General features: G+C 43.4%; 11 protein-coding genes and 1 riboswitch. Of the genes, 5 read left to right on the forward strand and 6 right to left on the reverse strand.

All coding sequences use genetic code 11. The features are described from left to right. The first annotated feature begins 11 nt into the window (after positions 1-11). Positions 12-4,835: a type I polyketide synthase gene (locus tag HUN01_RS33240; protein WP_181929728.1), complete on the forward strand. Its 4,824-nt coding sequence runs from the start codon at positions 12-14 to the stop codon at positions 4,833-4,835. Between the two features lie 80 nt (positions 4,836-4,915). Here HUN01_RS33240 and HUN01_RS33245 read toward each other — a convergent pair whose 3' ends face one another. Continuing rightward, complete coding sequence (locus HUN01_RS33245) at positions 4,916-5,635, reverse strand: VOC family protein (RefSeq protein ID WP_181929729.1); 720 nt, start codon at positions 5,633-5,635, stop codon at positions 4,916-4,918. Between the two features lie 1,124 nt (positions 5,636-6,759). Between HUN01_RS33245 and HUN01_RS33250 the strand changes: the two genes are divergently transcribed. Continuing rightward, positions 6,760-7,215 (forward strand): DUF3102 domain-containing protein, encoded by a 456-nt coding sequence (locus HUN01_RS33250; RefSeq protein WP_238845887.1) that lies wholly within the window; start codon positions 6,760-6,762, stop codon positions 7,213-7,215. On the opposite strand, the gene HUN01_RS33255 is transcribed toward HUN01_RS33250, so the two are convergent. Further along, positions 7,199-8,104: an amino acid ABC transporter substrate-binding protein gene (locus HUN01_RS33255; protein WP_181929730.1), complete on the reverse strand. Its 906-nt coding sequence runs from the start codon at positions 8,102-8,104 to the stop codon at positions 7,199-7,201. The genes HUN01_RS33250 and HUN01_RS33255 overlap by 17 nt on opposite strands. Positions 8,105-8,443: 339 nt before the next feature. Between HUN01_RS33255 and argC the strand changes: the two genes are divergently transcribed. Then, positions 8,444-9,433 carry an N-acetyl-gamma-glutamyl-phosphate reductase gene (gene argC / locus HUN01_RS33260; RefSeq protein ID WP_181932926.1) on the forward strand — a complete coding sequence of 330 codons (990 nt, stop codon included), beginning with the start codon at positions 8,444-8,446 and terminating at the stop codon, positions 9,431-9,433. Between the two features lie 77 nt (positions 9,434-9,510). Here the strand turns inward: argC and HUN01_RS33265 are convergent, their stop codons facing one another. Continuing rightward, on the reverse strand, positions 9,511-9,654 hold the full coding sequence (locus tag HUN01_RS33265) for a hypothetical protein (RefSeq protein WP_181929731.1): 144 nt from the start codon (positions 9,652-9,654) through the stop codon (positions 9,511-9,513). Positions 9,655-9,665: 11 nt separating this feature from the next. Further along, complete coding sequence (locus HUN01_RS33270) at positions 9,666-10,652, reverse strand: DUF1350 family protein (RefSeq protein ID WP_181929732.1); 987 nt, start codon at positions 10,650-10,652, stop codon at positions 9,666-9,668. A 464-nt stretch (positions 10,653-11,116) separates the two neighbouring features. Continuing rightward, positions 11,117-11,358: riboswitch (cyclic di-AMP (ydaO/yuaA leader) on the forward strand. A 160-nt stretch (positions 11,359-11,518) separates the two neighbouring features. Between HUN01_RS33270 and HUN01_RS33275 the strand changes: the two genes are divergently transcribed. Both HUN01_RS33275 and HUN01_RS33280 read left to right on the forward strand, forming a co-directional pair. Beyond that, positions 11,519-12,790 (forward strand): glycosyltransferase, encoded by a 1,272-nt coding sequence (locus HUN01_RS33275; protein ID WP_181929733.1) that lies wholly within the window; start codon positions 11,519-11,521, stop codon positions 12,788-12,790. A gap of 101 nt (positions 12,791-12,891) precedes the next feature. Beyond that, positions 12,892-13,089, forward strand: coding sequence for a hypothetical protein (locus tag HUN01_RS33280; RefSeq protein ID WP_069070258.1), 198 nt, complete (start codon positions 12,892-12,894; stop codon positions 13,087-13,089). Positions 13,090-13,358: 269 nt separating this feature from the next. Here HUN01_RS33280 and HUN01_RS33285 read toward each other — a convergent pair whose 3' ends face one another. Both HUN01_RS33285 and HUN01_RS33290 read right to left on the reverse strand, forming a co-directional pair. Further along, complete coding sequence (locus HUN01_RS33285) at positions 13,359-17,243, reverse strand: TonB-dependent receptor (protein ID WP_181929734.1); 3,885 nt, start codon at positions 17,241-17,243, stop codon at positions 13,359-13,361. Then, a complete protein-coding gene (locus tag HUN01_RS33290; protein ID WP_238845889.1) occupies positions 17,240-18,781 on the reverse strand; it encodes a hypothetical protein in 1,542 nt (513 codons plus the stop codon). Before HUN01_RS33290 ends, HUN01_RS33285 begins: the two co-directional genes overlap by 4 nt. Positions 18,782-18,884: the final 103 nt, after the last annotated feature.

The raw sequence follows: 18,884 nt of genomic DNA on the forward strand, positions 1-18,884 counted from the left end.
ACAAAATTATTATGAATTCTTCCATAGATAATATTAACAACTTAACTTCATCTCAACGCATTTTGGCTGCTCTCAAAGATGCTCGGACTAAATTAGAAGCAGTTGAACTCGAAAAACAAGAGCAAATCGCTATTATTGGTATAGCTGGGCGCTTTCCCGGCGCTCGTAGTGTAGATGAGTTTTGGCACAATATCAAAAATGGTATCGAGTCCATTGAGTTACTCACAAATGACGAATTACTGACAGCCGGAGTCAAGCCAGAAGAATTACAAAACCCTAATTATGTTCGTGCATACGCCAGCTTTTCTGGAATTGATGAGTTTGATGCAGCCTTTTTTGGATATTCACCTAGAGAAGCAGAAATTCTCGATCCCCAGCATCGCCTATTTTTAGAATGTGCTTGGGAAGCATTAGAAAATGCAGGCTACGATTCAGAACAATATCCAGGTGCGATCGCAGTTTATGCAGGTACAGCATTAAATAGTTATCTTGTCAACTTATACAGCAATCCCAACTACAATACCATCGATCCGGTGCAGGTGGTTATTAGTAATGTTATGGGTTTAATGCCTACCCGTGTATCTTACAAATTAAATCTCACTGGGCCTAGTTGTGGAGTCCAAACGGGTTGTTCCACATCTTTAGTAAGTGTCCATTTGGCCTGCCAAAGTTTGCTGCATCGAGAATGCGATATGGCGTTGGCGGGTGGTGTATCCCTTGGTTCTGGGGAAAAAACAGGGTATCTTTACAAAGACGATGGCGTACTTTCACCAGATGGATATTGTCGCGCCTTTGATGTCAACGCCAAGGGAACAGTTTTTGGGAATGGGTTGGGAATTGTCGTCCTCAAACGTTTACGGGATGCAATTAGCGATCGCGATCATATTTATGCGATCATCAAAGGCACTGCAATTAATAATGATGGTTCCCAAAAGGTGGGTTTGACTGCACCTAGTGTAACAGGACAAGCACAGGCGATCGCCACTGCAATATCTAAAGCCAAAGTTGAACCAGAAACAATTCAATATATTGAAACCCACGGTACAGGAACAGCTTTAGGTGATCCCATTGAAATTGCTGCCTTGACTAAGGTATTTTCCCAACATACCAACAAAAAACAATTCTGTGCCATTGGCTCAGTAAAAACAAATATTGGTCATCTAGATGCAGCTGCGGGTGTGACAGGATTAATCAAAGTCGCATTGGCTCTTAAGCACGAACAAATTCCCCCCAGTCTGAATTTTACCAGCCCGAATCCCCAAATTGACTTCGCCAATAGTCCATTTTTTGTGAATACCAAGTTGACATCCTGGGTAAATAATGGCGTACCGAGAAGGGCGGGAGTTAGTTCTTTTGGCATGGGTGGTACAAATGCCCATGCAATTTTAGAACAAGCACCTACAGAAATTCAAAATAAAGATGGAATTGAACGTCCTCATCTTCTAATTCTGAGTGCAAAAACTCCATCAGCTTTGGAGGTAGCAACAGGAAATCTCGCTACATATTTGCAACAGTTTCCCGATACAGATATTGCTGATGTGGCATATACATTGCAAACGGGACGACGCGCTTTTGAACATCGTCGCTGTTTGGTTTGTCAAACTGCGTCGGAAGCAGTGGAAATATTAACTACATCTGATTCTCCACAACTTTTAAGTCAATCACCCGGTGCGGCTCAAACTACCGTAGCTTTTCTGTTCCCAGGACAAGGAAGCCAATATGTGAATATGGGATGGGAGTTATACACAACCGAGGCAATTTTTCGAGAAGAAATTGATCGTTGTTGTGAATTACTCGTACCACATTTAGGCTTGGATTTGCGAAATCTTCTCTATCCTGAATTAAATACACCCCTCCCCAACCCTCACGCCACTTGCTTCAAGTCGGCAGAGCCGCCCAACGCAGTGGCTCCCCTTGCTAAGGGGAGGGAGCAATTAGAACCCTTCCCCACTCCCCACTCTCCAGATTTATCCCAAACCGCCTACGCCCAACCCGCTTTATTTGTAGTCGAATATGCCCTAGCCAAACTCTGGATATCATGGGGAATCCAGCCACGGGCGATGATTGGTCATAGTATTGGTGAATATGTCGCCGCCACATTAGCTGGTGTGTTCAACTTAGCTGATGCCTTGATGCTAGTTGTGCAACGCGGACAACTGATGCAACAGTGTCCCCCAGGAGTGATGCTTTCTGTTTCCCTCGCCGCAGAGAAACTGCAACCGTTACTTACAGATGATTTAGTAATTGCTGTTGACAATGCGCCTAGATTATGCGTGGTGTCAGGAGAAGAAAAAGCGATCGCACTTTTAGAACAACGTTTAGCTAGTGAAAATATTACCTATCGGCGATTGCATACAAACCATGCTTTTCACTCACCGATGATGTCAAAGGCGATCGCACCTTTTACAGAAATCTTACACAAGATTCAACTCCATCCACCGCAAATTCCTTTGATTTCTAACGTCACAGGTACTTGGATGACTGCGGCACAAGCTTGTGATCCCAACTATTGGGCAACCCATCTGCGTCAGCCAGTGCAGTTTAGCGACGGAATTAGGCAACTGCAACAAACATCCCATCAGGTTTTTCTGGAAGTTGGATTTGGTCAAACCTTGAGTACCATTATTCGACAATTTACCGATGCACCGCCTACTTTCGCATCTGGGCGACATCCCCAAGATACCAAATCGGATGTCGGCTTGATTTGCCAAACCTTGGGACAGCTTTGGCTTTCGGGCGTAGCCGTCAACTGGTCTAAATTCTATGCTTTACAACAACCGCAAAAACTGCCCTTGCCAACCTATCCCTTTGAGCGGCAGCGCTACTGGATAGACCGACATCCATCGTCAGAAGTTGCTCCCATCCTGCCAGAAAAGCCCCAGAAGCAAGAGGATATATCAAATTGGTTTTATTTGCCCTCTTGGGTGCGATCGCCGCTTCTGCGTCCTTCTCAGATACCAACAAAACAACGATATTTGGTCTTTTGTCATCCTGACAGTATCGGTGAACAACTGGTGCAGCGTCTCCAGAAAGCCGGACAGCAAGTAATTACCGTGACACCAGGAGCGGAATTTACTTCAAAGGGCGACGCTTACACCATTGCGCTTGATAACCCAAAAGATTATGAAACACTATGGCAGCAATTACAAACAGCCGGAACTTTACCTGATGCGATCGCACATTTATGGACTCTCACCGATTCGGTAGCAAATGATCGCTTTGAGCAAAGGCAAACCCTCGGTTTTTACAGTTTACTCTGGCTGACTCAGGCATTATCTTCATCACCGCAGCCTCTAAGAATCTATGTACTGACTCAGCAGGTGCAAAATGTTCTCTTAACTGAAACCCTCAATCCCGCAGACGCAACAATTCTCGGTCTTTGCAAAGTAATTCCCCAAGAATACCCGAATTTGATTTGCCAAAATATTGATTTATCACTTCCGATCGCCAATTTTGAGCAACTGATAGCGGAATTAACGATAAATAACACCCCATCAAACACCCTCCCCTTGCCAAGGGGAGGGCTGGGGAGGGGTGTATTTAACTCCGAAGACACCCCCCTTTCATCGGGACAGAGGGGGGTAGGAGCGCTAGGGAGAGGTAACTATTTCATTGCTTACCGGGGTAAAACTCGCTGGATACAAGAATTCCAGCCGATTCCTTTACCTGCCCCTGAGTCTTCCCAAATACCCCTAATTGAAGGTGGCGTGTATGCGATCGCTGGAGACTTGGTGGAAGGTTTGGGGTTAATTTATGCCCGGTTTCTGGCGCAAACAGTGAACGCGAAATTAATACTTTTGGGACGGTCAGATTTGCCACAACCTGCCCAATGGGAAACTTGGTTGGCTTCCCACGGTCGCCAAAATCCCATTAGCCACTGTATTCAACAGTTGCAAGCTTTACAAACTACAGGATGTGAATTCCTATTTTATAGCGTTGACTTAGCGGATATCATGCAAGTGCAAACTGCTATTACCGAAGCTACAAGCCAATTTGGGGCAATTAATGGAGTCATTCATGCTGCGGCTATGGGCGATCGCGCCAGTTGTTTGATTCGTAACCTCGATACTCAGGAATGTAGCCGACAATTCCATACAAAAATACATGGTTTATTAGCATTAGAAAAAGCTCTCCACAATCAACCCTTAGACTTTTTCCTTTTGCAATCTTCTCTGTCTGCGGTTGTCGGTGGAATTGGCTTTGCTGCTTATGCCGGGGCAAACTTGTTTATGGATGCTTTCGCACAGCAACGTAGTCAAAACAGTGATACACCTTGGATTAGTATCAACTGGGATGCAGTGCGTTTTGATGAAACTGCCATACTCACAGGTGCTGCTCTTGTAGATTTGGCTATGACTCCCCAGGAAGTTTGGCAAGTGACTGAGCGCATTCTAGCCCAACCTGTCGCTGCACTAGTTACTGTTTCGCCTGTAAACCTCCAGTCTCGTTTCATACAGCCTGAAGTAATTCATGATACTACACGCACTGATAATAACCACGCACGCCCTAACATTCCTACCACTTACGTTGCCCCTAGTGGCTACATTGAAACCAGAGTTGCCCAATTAATGGAAAACTTATTGGGTATTGCTCCCATCGGCATTCACGATAACTTTTTTGAGTTGGGTGGACATTCATTGCTAGCAATTCAGGCGGTTTCTCAGCTACGGGAAGAATTTCAAGTAGAATTGCCGATGCGACAATTTTTATTTGAATCACCAACCGTTGCAGGTATAGCCAAAATTATCATCGAAAACCAAATACCAACACTAGATGATCCAGAAGCGATCGCAAAATTATTAGATCAAGTAGAACAAACTGATTTTTCTCGTTAAACCTCTTTCAAGAAACACATTCTAGTAAACAATTAAAAATTCAACAAATGCACCTTTCTTAACTAAAAAAGCAGCGATTGCTAAAATTTGAAAACTAGAGGAATACCGATCGCTCGTGCATCTAATATCTTCCTCTGCATATAATTGTCAAAGGTCAACTGTAGACATGGGGAAGTTCCTTGCTCAACTTGCACTGCTCCATTCTCTACTAACAGTGCCAGAGGTTGAGTTACAGAGTAAGTATGAGTAACAGTTACCTCTATTCCTGTCATTTTTCTTAGCCCTAGTGGATGAGACACAAACTGTTTTTGGAAGTTAGGAAAATTTTTTAATAAAGTTGGTAAGGCGATCGCATCAGGAATGACAAAGCATAAAGGTTCAGTTTGGGTGACTAAATTATCACTGGAAAAACTTAATAATAGTTCTGTTTTTTGGGGTTGCGATCGCCGAAATTCCTCCTCGAACGAGGATGTGGCGCGAGACTGCTGGTGCAGAGCAATCCCAAATGGAGAGATTTGCGTTTGTCGCCAATGCGATCGCCCTAAAAAGTCTATACCTGTGCGGACAGCATAGATTTCAGCAGCGACTTCATCCTCAACCCAAATTAACTCTAGATAAAAGTTCTCAAAAAAGAGAATCTGTGAGGCTGTACCTCGTTCTATCTGCTGCACAGCAGGACTGGCAAACATCAATCCCGCTTGCTCAAAGAATTCAACTTTAGGTGCATCCTCAACACAAATAAAAATGTGGTCAACTTCTAGCAAGGAATTATTTGTCGAAATTAGTAACTGAGTCTTCATGTAAAAATTCGCACCCTTGATATAAAAACACGCAAATTCAATAATTCAGTTCAAACTCTGTCTACACAAGTTATCAAGAAAGGCAGAGGGCAGAAGGGAATGCTACTTCCTGTCAATAGGCTGTGACCGAAGGGAACAAGGGTCTAAAACCCCGCCGAAAACAAAAGCGCTTACAATTGGCGGGGTCTGAATCCTCGACGAAAAAGTTCCTTCAGCATAGCTGCCCGACGCTCGCAGACTCGCTCTAAGCGTTCGCGCAGCGTCTCGTAGAGAAGCCATGCCGTTGGCGGAGCCTCTCGTAGAGAAGGCTTTACGCTGCGCTATCTGCCTCCTGCCTTCTTCAATGTGATGATTTTTCTGATACACCTAAATCTGACTTTGCTGTAGAAACTGGCTAAACGGCAGATGTCTTTAGTAATCGTTGCTACCGGAAATCAGTCCAATGTGCCAACTTAAATTTGTGTCTGAATCAATAAGAATGGTAATTTTTATTGATTCAGACAAGCCTCCTGATAATGCAAAAACCATGCCAGCGTTTTTAACTAAATATTGAAATAATTAGTAATTATTCTCAGTTAACAAGTAAATGGGATTTTTTGTCAAGTCTTTAGTTGTTAGTTGTCAGCATAGGTATCTTGCTCAGATTCCCTCCCTTTTGCAGGTTAAATCTTACCAGCTACCAAACACTCAGCTTTTGTTGTGATATCAAGTCCGGTTAATCACTTATGATTACGCATCTGTGCAAAAATCGGAAACGCCTCTTTCTCGCTGCTCCCAGCCCCCAGCAAGAACTGCGTTCTAAATGAAAAGTCTTTAGCCAGACACGATATAAGTCTAATTTCCAGATTTTCCTGCTTTTAAAATAAAATGAATAAGGGATTTCCAAATAAAATAACATCCCAAATTTTCTTGTGGGATGGGTGTCCCCACCCGTCCCAGATTTAGGGCGCTCATGTTGCCCACTCCACAAAATGGATAATTTATTTCTTGGAAGTCCCTAAGATAGTGTACTTAGTGCAGGAAGTCTAGCTACAACTGAGTGAGATTATGCTCACGATTTTGTGTATGTTCTATCTGTAATCCAAAATAGCTGAGTTCTTCGCCAATGGATGTGGAAATTCACAATGGTAAAATCAAATCACAAGGATACAAAAGATACAATTATTACTCGTTTTGATTACGAACTTCTCACTCCAGAGCAGCGGACATTAGTTGAACAGTGCACAACAGAAATCCGAGAGCAGTTACGGCAGACTGCTCAAGACATTTGGGAGATTGGGCAACGATTGGCAGAAGTGCGTTCTAAACTGAAGCATGGGCAGTTTGATACTTGGTTGAAAGCAGAATTTGGTTGGAGCCGACGAACAGCATACAACTTTATTAATGTGTATGAAACCTTTGACAACCGTGCAAATCTTGCACAGATTGACATTGCTACCTCCGCTTTGTATCTACTTGCTGCACCCTCCACACCTCAAAAACTGCGGGATATCCAGAAACCCAAAAACCCTTCCCCTATACCCCTCTGCTGCCTTAATGATAAGTCTTTAACCGGACTTGATATCACAGGTCGCTTTTAGGAATTTCCTCACGAAATTCTATGACCAATTGCATAGTTTCCACTACCAAATCACGTAAATCCCGATTAAGCGCTACAGCGCCTTGAGACCCAAACCAACGGTCAAAAATAGTGACATATTGCTGATTACCATTGACAAATCCTTGCATGAACTTGACCAGAGAATAGTTGACTGTATCCAAGAATTTCGAGTTATTTTCTGGCACCATGCAAGCGATACCTTCTTGTGAATAGGGGCGAGGGGGTACGATCGCAAAAGCATCTGGATTTTTTTGCTGTTGTAGCCATCCCTCTAAAAGAATGCTATCGGACGAGAAACCATCAATAGTACCTTCTTGCAAAGCTGTGTATCCCTCTGCCCTAGTTTTAAAATACACCCGCTTAACTCTAGGTTGTACACGAGCGATCGCCTGCTCATTTGTGGTTCCCGCCAGCACACCAATTTGCTTACCAATAAGGGATTCAGGGGAACCTAGATTACTTCCTTTCTTAACTAATAATTGGGTTCCAGTCACACCGTAGCTAACAGAAAAGTCTACTTTTTTATCTCGCTTCCAGGTAAAACTACTAGCATCACACACAATATCAACTTGTTGATTAACTATTTTAGTAATCCGCTCAGAAGGGCTAAGACCAACTAATTGCAGTTTAATTTTTTTATCTAGGTCTTTTTCTAATTGCTCTTTAATCAGAGTCAGCATATCTACAGAATAGCCATTTAACTTTCCTTGACTATCCACATAGGCAAAAGGTAGCGCATCTCTACTAGTACCAGCTGTTAATACCCCTGTTCTGGCTACTTTTTCCATCACAGTCTCAGCAGCTACCATATTAGGTATGAGCGTCGCAAATATGAGACTTAAAATAGGGATAGCAATTTTTTCATACATAAGCTTTAAGAATAGGTCGTTTTTTCAAAAATCAAATCTGATCTAGATATCAAGCATCGAGAAGGTATCACTATCGAGTACATAGTAAGGTTATCTAGTAACTATTCTTTACATTAGTGCTTTTTCATTACTCTGTAGGACTTACGCAAAACTACATGAGGTAGAGGCAATACCCTGCGAGTTCGCTGAAAGCATTCTCGTAAGAGTAGCCACTATGCGAACATAGGAGAGTTTCTTTTCCTGCCCCCTGCCTTCTTCTCGTTGATTTTTCCAAAAAGATAATCGGATTGCTATAGCTGTTTTAAAATACTACTTACATCTAAGGGTGCTGAAGGCATGATTACTAAACCCAAGATTTTCATTGATGGCGAATCAGGAACCACAGGCTTACAAATTTACTCACGTCTCAATCAACGGGATGATATTGAGTTAGTTAGCATTGAGGAATCTAAACGTAAGGATGCATTTGAGCGAGCTAAACTAATCAATGCCGTCGATGTTGTTATTCTCTGCCTACCTGATGATGCAGCCCTTGAAGCTGTTAGCTTGGTAAGTAGTACTACGGTTAAGATCCTTGATGCTAGTACTGCCCATCGCACAGCTAAGAACTGGGTATATGGTTTCCCTGAACTAAATCCAGGACAGCGAGAGAAAATCGCCAGCGCCCAGTTTGTGAGCAATCCTGGCTGTTATCCTACAGGATTCTTGGCTTGTATCCGTCCGTTGATTGCCAAGGGACTCCTGAACAGCAACTTTCCTATCACCGTTAATGCAGTGTCAGGTTACTCTGGCGGTGGGAAGAATCTGATCAAACAGTACCATACCTTCCACGAGCAACAAGCCGGAGCAGAATCACTCTATCCCTATGGGATCTACGGGTTGCGGTTTGGGCATAAGCACGTCAAAGAAATGCATTATTACTCAGGGTTAGCATCGCCGCCGCTGTTCGTACCGGCAGTAGGGGATTTTGAGCAGGGGATGCTGGTACAAGTGCCTTTGCCCCTGGGGACTTTGGATAATCCACCATCAGGTGAAGTTATTCATGAAGCGATCGCTAACTACTACCAAAGTGAAAAATTTGTGCAGGTTGCTCCATACCAAGATTCTACTCTGTTGCGAGACGGAATATTTTTGGATGCTATGTCTACGACGGGCTACGCCTACGCAATCAAAAACACCAATATTGTTCAGGTTTTTGTATTCGCCAATGACACTACCAAAGAAGTGTTGCTAGTTGCTCGTCTTGACAACCTGGGTAAGGGCGCATCAGGAGCCGCCGTCCAAAACCTAAATATCATGCTCGGTTTTCCAGAAGAGTTGGGATTATGAAAAAGGCATAGGGAGTGAGGAGAGGGAGTGCTGAGTGCTGAGTTCTGAGTGCTGAGTGTGAAATCTTACTTTTTTACTCATAACTCGGAACTGTTTTCCCCATGCCCCATACCCAATGCCCCATGCCCCATGCCCCATGCCCCATGCCCAATACCCAATGCCCCATACCCAATGCCCCATGCCCCATGCCCAATACCCAATGCCCAATGCCCAATGCCCATTATGTTGATTTTTATTTCAGTTTCTCAAGCAACTGAATAACACTATGCTCAAATCCTCTATTTCGCTCTTGAACTGATTCAATCAACGGTTTATTAAAAAGATTAATGACATAGTTACCTAATTGAATACCTAGAGGTCTTAAATGTCCACCTGCAAATTTTTCCCGAAAATCTTGAGGCGGCTTTTGCAGAATATTAGTAAACCATTCACAGGTCGATTTAGCAATATTGTCTGATTTGAAACAGACTAAACCCATGATATTAAATAGCCCACTATCCTTGATTAAGTTCTGGGTTTCTTCAACAGTTGGTTTCACACCCCAACCAAGATTATCGATGATATCAGCTAAAAATTGAGGACGAATTGCACTCCCTGTGTCAGCAATAGCAGGTGCTAATAGGATAGAAACCTGCCCTTTAATAAAGACACTGTTAAAGTTGATATCCTTATGCACATAGCTATAAATTAATTTTTTAACTTCAGCAGTTTTTCGCGTTAGTTCCTCAAAGAGAATGTTAATGTCTGCAACGACACTTTTTAACTGTGACTCATCGGAAGTATAAGACAGCAGATTACGAATAAACTGTTCTCTATCTTGAGGATTTGGCGGTAGAGCAGTAAATCCTTCTAACAAAGAGATATATTTACAACCAAGGCTATGTCCAATCCAAGAAAAGTTCTTATCATCTAGATAGGCTTCATAATCATATCCTGCAACACTTGCCATTTTCACAAGCTCTGGCAGAATTTCATACTGCTCTCTCATGAGAAAACCAGCTTCTACATAATGATTAAAAGTAAAATTAAAAGGCAGAAGGATAATTGTATATCCCTGCTCGAATAAACATTGAAGCAGATAGCGATAGAAAAGCATGGGGACAAAAGTACCAAAGAAAGCCCCTGCAATAAATTGAATTACTCCTTTAGGTTGTGGATGTAGAGCAACCCAACTGTAAGAAACAGGTTTAAATCTCAGTTTCAAATTTGTATTTACCATGATTTAGCAATGAGTACATCTCATTTTGGTAGGTGTATACTTAATCTCCAAACTGAAGTTGCTGCTTTTCGGATTCTTTAAGAGGATGTTTAAAAAGTATCGTTCATCAAATTTCTCAAAACCTCCCTGTTCTCCTTTCTTATGAGGAAATGGGGGTTGCCAAACCTCTTTCCTGCAAAGAAAGAGGTTTCGAGTATATTTGTTGACTTTCCAAATATTCTCTAACCAGATTTTTTTGCACTAAAACTCTCAAGTCTATTTCATTCCTAAAAATTCAAGAAAATATAACAGTGAATATCAGTAAGTTTATTGTTGAGAGCATCTTAAAAACTAAAATTTTCCCCTATACCCTGATTCTCCAACGCTAGGCACAACAAGCTTTAAAGTGATTACCAACACACTTTTTTTGTTCATACTGTTGACATAGTTGATGATGACACGTTATAAACTGTGAAGAAAAATAAATCAGTCTGCCTAATCCACTATATTCCCTGAAAAGTTTTGTGAGTAAGGGTAAACCGGAGCGGAGGAACCAAGTTTGGGGCGTATTTTGAAGAAAGTTAGAGTTAAGAGTGAGGATTTAAGAGTGAGGAGTTAAAAGTTATTAAATAGATAATTCATAACTCACAACTTATAACTTTTTCAAGAAGGACATCTCTCAGTCCTAGCCCGTCAGCTAACTTCGTCGGCATTGAGAAGAGACTGAACGAGAAGCATTCTTACAAGTAATGCCTTGTTCTCGTCAGTGTCCTTTGGCTGGTAACTTTGTGGTTCGTTGTGCCTGCCCTCGGCCTTGAGAGAGGATAACAATATCTTGATTTCTGGCGTCTGAGGTAGGATTATTTGCCTTGAGGTGAAAATCAGCTATGTTCCAGAATAATAAACATCGCATTGCTCTAATTTCTGTCGATGGTGACCCGGCTGTTGAAATCGGTCAAGAAGAAGCTGGGGGTCAAAATGTCTATGTGCGCCAAGTAGGTTATGCCCTAGCACAGCAAGGTTGGCAAGTGGATATGTTCACTCGTCGGAGTAGTCCTGACCAAGCTGCGATCGCTCAACATAGTCTGAATTGTCGTACTATTCGGTTAAAAGCTGGCCCAGCTGAGTTTATTGGGCGAGATAACTTGTTTAACCATTTACCTGAATTTATCGAAGAATTCCAGCGATTTCAGCAACGCCAAGGGTTCCATTACTCCCTAATTCATACCAATTACTGGTTGTCTTCTTGGGTTGGCATGGAATTGAAAAAGCAACAACCGCTGATTCAGGTGCATACTTACCACTCTTTAGGAGCGGTTAAATACAGAAGTATTGGTGATGTTCCCGTAATTGCAGCCCAGCGACTAGCTATAGAAAAAGCCTGTCTAGAAACTGTAGACTGCGTGGTTGCGACCAGTCCACAAGAACAGAAACACATGCGGATACTCGTTTCCAGCAAAGGGAACATTGAAATGATTCCCTGTGGTACTGATACTGATAAATTTGGGGAAATTCTGCGGTCTGCTGCAAGGGAAAAGTTGGGAATTGCACCAGATGCCAAGATGGTTCTCTATGTTGGTCGGTTTGACCGACGCAAAGGTATTGAAACTTTAGTACGAGCCATTGGCAAGTCGAGTTTAAGGGGTGAGGCTAACCTCCAACTAGTGATTGGGGGTGGTAGTCGTCCAGGTCAGAGTGATGGAATTGAACGCGATCGCATCGCCAGCATTGTCACTGAACTCGGATTAGAAGATTGTACAACCTTTACCGGTCGCCTAGATGAAACCGTCCTCCCCTTCTACTACGCTGCTGCTGATGTCTGCGTAGTGCCCAGTCACTATGAACCTTTTGGTTTAGTTGCCATTGAGGCGATGGCGAGTAAAACTCCAGTCGTAGCTAGTAATGTCGGTGGGTTGCAGTTTACTGTAGTACCAGAGGTCACAGGTTTACTAGCGCCCGCCAAAGATGAAGTGGCTTTTGCTGCTGCCATAGACCGCATTCTGATCAACCCAGCTTGGCGAGACCAGTTAGGTGAAGCAGCAAGGCAACGGACAGAAATTGCTTTTAGTTGGTATAGTGTGGCATTCCGACTGACTCAGCTATACAGTCGTTTGCTGGCTCCAACTGCACCCAATAACCGACCCCGGATTGCAGCTTAATTTTTACAGTTTTGAGCGCGGTAATATCCTCAAAGTGATTTTATCGCGCCCAAACAGTCAAAAACAAACTACTCAGCCTAGTTAATTAGGGAATCAGAATTATGCTGAATATTGGAGATTATGCTTTGCATCAAAGAACAGGGCAAGTTGGTCAAGTTTGTGGTTATGGACATCAGGTAATGGATGGAGTTTACACAACTACCCTGAAAGTAAGAGTCAGCAAGCATAAGGGAACTCGTCGTCAAAGCAGATTTTTTGAGGATGCTTACTCTGCTTGGATGCTGACAAAGGAAGCTTGAAAAAGGGACTGGGGACTGGGGACTGGGAAAACTTGGAAGGGGATTCAGACCTAAATGGCACTAAGATAAGCCCAAAGTCCTGTGTTCCTCGTTCCCAGCCCCTAGGCTGGGAACGAATTCCTAGAGGCTCTGCCTCTGGTCAAGCCACTAGAGGCGGAGCCTCTCAGGAACCCCTTTATTCAGAAAGCTCTCTACACTATGCATAGCTTGCTTGTTTGCAGGAGTACGCGGACTTGTTACTGCTACGCTATCCGCCAGTCACATAGAATTCAATTCTGAATTCTGGCTCCTGACTCCTGAATTCTATTTTTTAATTTCTTTACCAGAGTTTGCACCGTAGATTCTGGTTGCTGACGTGCTACAGGTTTTTGCTGTCCAAAACCATCAAACAATTCGTCAAGCTTGACCGTGAAGCCCAAATACGCCCCACCTGCGGAACGTGTCCCAGAAAAATCTCGGTCATCGACTTTACCAAAAACATATCCAGCAGAAAGGCGCAGATTAGGAGTGAGGTAGTAGCCTGTTTCCAGAACAAAGCCCGTCTCACTATAGTTAGATTGACCAATCCAACGAGCCTCACCCACTAAATCCCAGCTATATCCCAAACGATAAGTAGCTCGCAATTGTCCCAGATTCACCATACTTGTACCAACTAAATCGTCGGCTAAATAAGAAGTGCTGTTACGCAAAGCATACTTACCGTAGAATTCCCATTGCCAGTTAGGGGCATAAATAGCTTCTAAAGCAAAGGTATGGTCTTGGGAACCCGTACCACTACCTAAGAGAATAGTTTCAGGAATAATTGTCGGATTTTGGCGATATTCATAACGCAACAAAGCATTAAATTTATCGCTATTGGGGTCGCGGTAGGCTAAACCCAGCTTCAAATTAGCGGTATCTCCCAATCCTGAAAGCTTTTGATTGGAAGAGTTTGCTTGTTGATAACGTACTAGAGCCGTCAGAGCCGGAGAAATTTTACCTGTGGCACCTGCGGTAATTACTGTATTACTACCACCAGAAGAGGAACGATGTTCGTAACGAGCGCTGGCTTGAAACTGGGGATTATCACTGTACTCCAACCCAATACTGTAACTATCGCCACCCTCAAATCCGATCGCAGATGCTGCTTGGCCAAAGGCGTAGGGTTGGGCATATTGTTGACCCGCCGCAGTTCGTCCGAAGAAGTTGCCAAATACGTGTTCGTAAGCTAAATTCAGCCGCAATCCCGAAGCAATAGTCCAACGGTTATTTAGACCAATTGCACCTTGGGTAGTCAGTTCATTTGCACCACCCAAAATTGAGTAACGACCAGTCAAGGTGGTATCAGTACCGAGTTTGTGTTCACCATTGACACTTAAGCTGGTGATAGAATTACCCGAAAATTGACCGCCAGTGTAAAACTGTTGAGCCAAACTGACACTGACACCAGGAAGTGCTGCCCAATTCAACCCTAAAATAGTACGGTCTGGGTAAACAGTATCTTTTTGAGAAGATAAGCTGAGTTCATTTTGGGCTTGGAAAGTCAGGTTTTTCGCAATGGGAACTGTAAAACGCGATCGCAATTGATTAGAATTACTATTCAGAGCGCTGTCGGGGATGCGGTCTTCCCGATTACGATGAATCCAATCCACATCTAGAATAGCTTTACCTAAACGTTGTTGAATCCCCGCGGAAATCGTCGTCAGTGAATTATCAACTTTGCTCCCAGGTATGGACTCATAACGGGGTGCAAACAGTTCTTCAAAGGTGTCTAGGGGTTGGGGAGCAATCCCAAAATTGTCTTCGTGGTCGTATTGCACCCTGACGTTAGTACTTGAGGTGACTTTAGCTGTAACCTGCGCTCCATAACGGGTTTGTCCCGGTACAAAGCTGATAGTGGCATTATTGGCAAAACCCGTATCAGCAAAGCGATAATAGGCACGACCTTGAATCCCATTGGCAATTTGTCCCTCAGCTTCCAAGCGGTAGGCGTCACCACTAACTTTTCCCACAACATCAGAATCATTAGTGGAATGGGCATATTCTGCGATTAACTTCCCTTTGTCACCCAAAGCAATCAGCGCATCTGCACCGTAGAGTTGAAAGTCACGTACTCCGTGATTTTCTTGAACATAAGTTGCTCCTATCCAACTTTCCTGGTTAAGTTTGCGGGAAAGGTTATATTGCAAACGACCAGCATAGATATTACCGTCAGAGTTTTGATCGTCATATTGGTAGCTAACAATAATCCGACGTACCAACACTTGTCCAGTTTGATCAATATCGGTGCGAAGAATCGGTTCGCGGAATATTAATGTACCGCGATCGTAGTCGATTTCATAGTCTGGGCCTCGGTTAAGCTGTTTGCGTTCTAAGACAGTTCCAGGACGATTGAGTTCTTCTAACTCGATAAAGACATTTTCGCTACCTGGTTGTAGTAGTCTGCGAGAGAGGAAGTAATAACCACTAGTACCATCGGGAGCAATGGTATCTCTTTGAAACCCTTCTAAGTTGTTGCCATAGAAACCTGTAATTTGTAGGTTTCCTAAGTTGTAGTTAGCTTTAAAACCATGAAGTTGACGGGTAATAGCAGTAAATTGCTGCGATCGCCGCGCAAATTCTTCTGTGTTGTAGTCACCCCACATGCCATAATCTGGATTAGAGCCGGGAATACGAGATGAACGTTCAAAACGCAGAAATACACTGTCAATAGAAGGCGCAACTACATCAACTTTTGAGCTATCGCCGTAAACAGGATAGTTTTGCTCACTGAATTGGTAAGTTCTAAACAGGCGATTATCGCAGTTACAATCTTCATTCAAGCTACGAGAACTGTTGTATGCACCTGTAAATAACCATTCCCCGATCGCACCAGTGGCAAATATCGCGGAATTGAAATCTAATTGCGTTCTGTTGTCTTTATCAGGTGGGAGAAAATCACGGAAACTGCCGTAATAATTTGTACCTCTAGCGCCTAAACGTAAATCTATGACCCCTGTCACCAAACTCGGACGTAGTGACGTTTCAAATTGCAGTTGAGTAAAGGCTTCTAAATCATTAGCGATCGCGCGAATTGTCACAGTTTCGGCTTTGAGTTGCGATCGCAAAATCGCTATAAATTGCCCAGCTTTCGCCTCCACTTGAAATCCCGGTTCATCGGGTTTGAAGTCTTTCCCAACCAACTCACCAGCAGTAGGGATCAAAGTGACAACGGCATCACGGTTAGAACGATTACCACTTGCATCGATGAGTTGACCCCGGATTGTCGCCGTAGAACGTCCATCTGCTGGGATACGGGACTCAACTGTTTCTACAGTTAGTTTTTGTGGCGCTCCCCGGACTGCGACTTGCACTGTTACAGGGGGTTCTGTTCCGCCGACAACTTGTGCAGAGATCGTGTTTGCACCTTCTTTTAACGAGACACCATACCATGTCTGCGTTACCAAGTTAGTAGTGGCATCAGTTTCCGTCCGTCCCACTAAAGAAGAGTCTACCAACGCCCCATTTACCCGCAATTGTACTTGACTACCAGTGGGAAACTGTACAATTACCGTGCTAGCTTGTACATCTACAACACTGTCAGCCGTCGGAGTCAAAATTTTGATTGCTGTAGAGATAGGGATAGTGGGGGACACGGGAAGATTTTCATTCACCCCTTCTGTTGTTTCCGTGTCCTCTACTCCTGCTATTTTGCGTAAGCCTCTAGGCAAATCAACAGAAGTTGCTGGTTGAAATGGTTGTATTTCTGTTGGAGAAGCTTCAAGCTGTGTCTCAGTGTCTTTGCGTGCTGCTATTTTACGTAAGCCTCTGGGCAAATCAACAGAAGTTGCTGGTTGAAATGGTTGTATTTCCGTTTCACTTGGCTGGATATCTGGAATTGAAGTATGAGTAACTGGTGCTGAAGAAGTTGAGGGAAGTTCGAGGGGTGAAAATTGCTTGTCAGAACTTCCCAAAAGATGGGGAGAATTCAAAGCCTCTCCCCTTTTAGAACTTGAAAAGTCAGGATCTTCTACACCCTTGTCTACCTGCGAAGGAGAATCGGGGAACAGTAGATTTTCGCTAGTGATTTCAGCTTTAGCGATCGCAGGATATAAAACAAGGCTGAGAGCCATTACTGGCATCGCCCCGATCAATCTCAGGTTAAATGTAGTTGTACAGTGCAGTCTGAGTTTCATTTCTTCACTGACTCCTGAAATGTGGGGGTGACAGCGAAGTTCATACGTACCAAGCCACCAGGTTCTAAATGCACCAAGCGAGATTGGCTATTGCGTTCGCGGAATTTTTCGTTACGAGCTAGGGCGTAACCGGGTACACTGCTGAGGTCTAGAACACCTGTGTGGTATCCAGGTAAAGCATTAGCTAAGGAGAACAAACCATTCGGATCTGTAGTGATGCGGTTCCCGTCCTCCAGAAAAATCACCGCATTTGGTACTCCTGGCTCACCACGCTGTTGTTCACCATCAAAGTTTTTATCAACAAACACCCGACCGATAATCGTGCCACAATCAGAAACGATTCCTGGACGAATTTTCAACTGGTGGGTTGCGGGACCATCCTTGGTGCTAAAACTGTTATCAGCTCGTTGGGCATTAACGATCGCACTATTACGACCATTCCCACGCAGTGAATCGGCTGTGAGTTGAGCAGCGTAGGCAATATTCAGAACTTTCTCTGTAGGAATCGTTACGTCTGTGCGGAATGTCACTGTGTTTCCATTGCGTTCTGAGGTGATAGTGACTGGTTGACCGTCCAATTCTCCCCGCACAGATTTAGGCAAGAAATTGAATCCTAAAGGTAGGTTGTCGGTGATAAATATATTATTTAAACCAGCATCAGCGAGATTTTTCACTGACAGGCGGTAGATTACCGTATCCCCAGGTTCAGCAGCAGCGCGATCGCCTGTTTTGATAATCTGTAACTGATTGGCTTGACACAAATTTGTGGTGAATTCAAAGGCTAATAAATCCAGTCCCACTGTTTCTGCATTGGGAACTAAAACAACTGTTTGCTCTACCCTGGTTTCGCCTGTGAGACTAATTGGTTGACCATCTAGAGAAGTAGCGACATATCGCACGACACCATTACCTTGTGTACCGCTACTACCAAGGATTTCAATCTTGACCCGCCGCTGTTTGTAGATAGAATTTGGTGGTGGATTAACTACAAAAATGTAGGTTCTACCTGGATCAGTTTGACCCTTATTCGGATCGAGTAAAAAATTGTAGACACCCGCAGGGTTATTCGTAACGAAGTAAGGGTTACTATTCTCGGTATTTGGCGATTTACCACCAGGTACATCGTTATTAGAAATATCTGGTAACTCTGTTCTAGTCAAAGAAACCAAACTGCCCAATTCTGTCCCCGTTGGATCAATAGAGTTAGGTTCGTATACCCCAACTGAAAAACCTGTATAGTCAGGTAAAATTGTACCAGCACAACCTAAAATCCGCCCTAATGGGTCAACTAATGGGCTAGGACTAACATTGATCTGACTAGAACTACCTTGATATTGATAATTACTGCTGGAATCTGTATAAGTATAAGTAGCTTGGTTTATTAATGGCAAAGACGCAACCAGATTGTTAGTCTGTTGCGCGATCGCTGGTATAGGTATAGTAGTATGCAAAAAACTTCCCAGAAGAAGAGTAGCTGTTAACCGTCGCCACCATCTACTGCTAGAAGTAATTTGCTTTTGGTTTTGAGGACGGCTCACTGAACATATCTCCTCTGGGATACCAAGTTTCTTGTTAAGAAAAACACTTATTTATTTGTAAAAATCCGAAATTATTAATCCGATTTGATTTGTTAAATGTCGC

Source organism: Nostoc edaphicum CCNP1411, assembly GCF_014023275.1.
In the GTDB taxonomy this organism is placed as follows: domain Bacteria; phylum Cyanobacteriota; class Cyanobacteriia; order Cyanobacteriales; family Nostocaceae; genus Nostoc; species Nostoc edaphicum_A.

Coding starts and splice junctions, on each gene's coding strand:
- HUN01_RS33240 (WP_181929728.1), top strand. CDS start 12: ATGAATTCTTCCATAGATAATATTAACAACTTAACTTCATCTCAACGC.
- HUN01_RS33245 (WP_181929729.1), bottom strand. CDS start 5,635: ATGAAGACTCAGTTACTAATTTCGACAAATAATTCCTTGCTAGAAGTT.
- HUN01_RS33250 (WP_238845887.1), top strand. CDS start 6,760: ATGGTAAAATCAAATCACAAGGATACAAAAGATACAATTATTACTCGT.
- HUN01_RS33255 (WP_181929730.1), bottom strand. CDS start 8,104: ATGTATGAAAAAATTGCTATCCCTATTTTAAGTCTCATATTTGCGACG.
- HUN01_RS33265 (WP_181929731.1), bottom strand. CDS start 9,654: ATGGGCATTGGGCATTGGGCATTGGGTATTGGGCATGGGGCATGGGGC.
- HUN01_RS33270 (WP_181929732.1), bottom strand. CDS start 10,652: ATGGTAAATACAAATTTGAAACTGAGATTTAAACCTGTTTCTTACAGT.
- HUN01_RS33275 (WP_181929733.1), top strand. CDS start 11,519: ATGTTCCAGAATAATAAACATCGCATTGCTCTAATTTCTGTCGATGGT.
- HUN01_RS33280 (WP_069070258.1), top strand. CDS start 12,892: ATGCTGAATATTGGAGATTATGCTTTGCATCAAAGAACAGGGCAAGTT.
- HUN01_RS33285 (WP_181929734.1), bottom strand. CDS start 17,243: ATGAAACTCAGACTGCACTGTACAACTACATTTAACCTGAGATTGATC.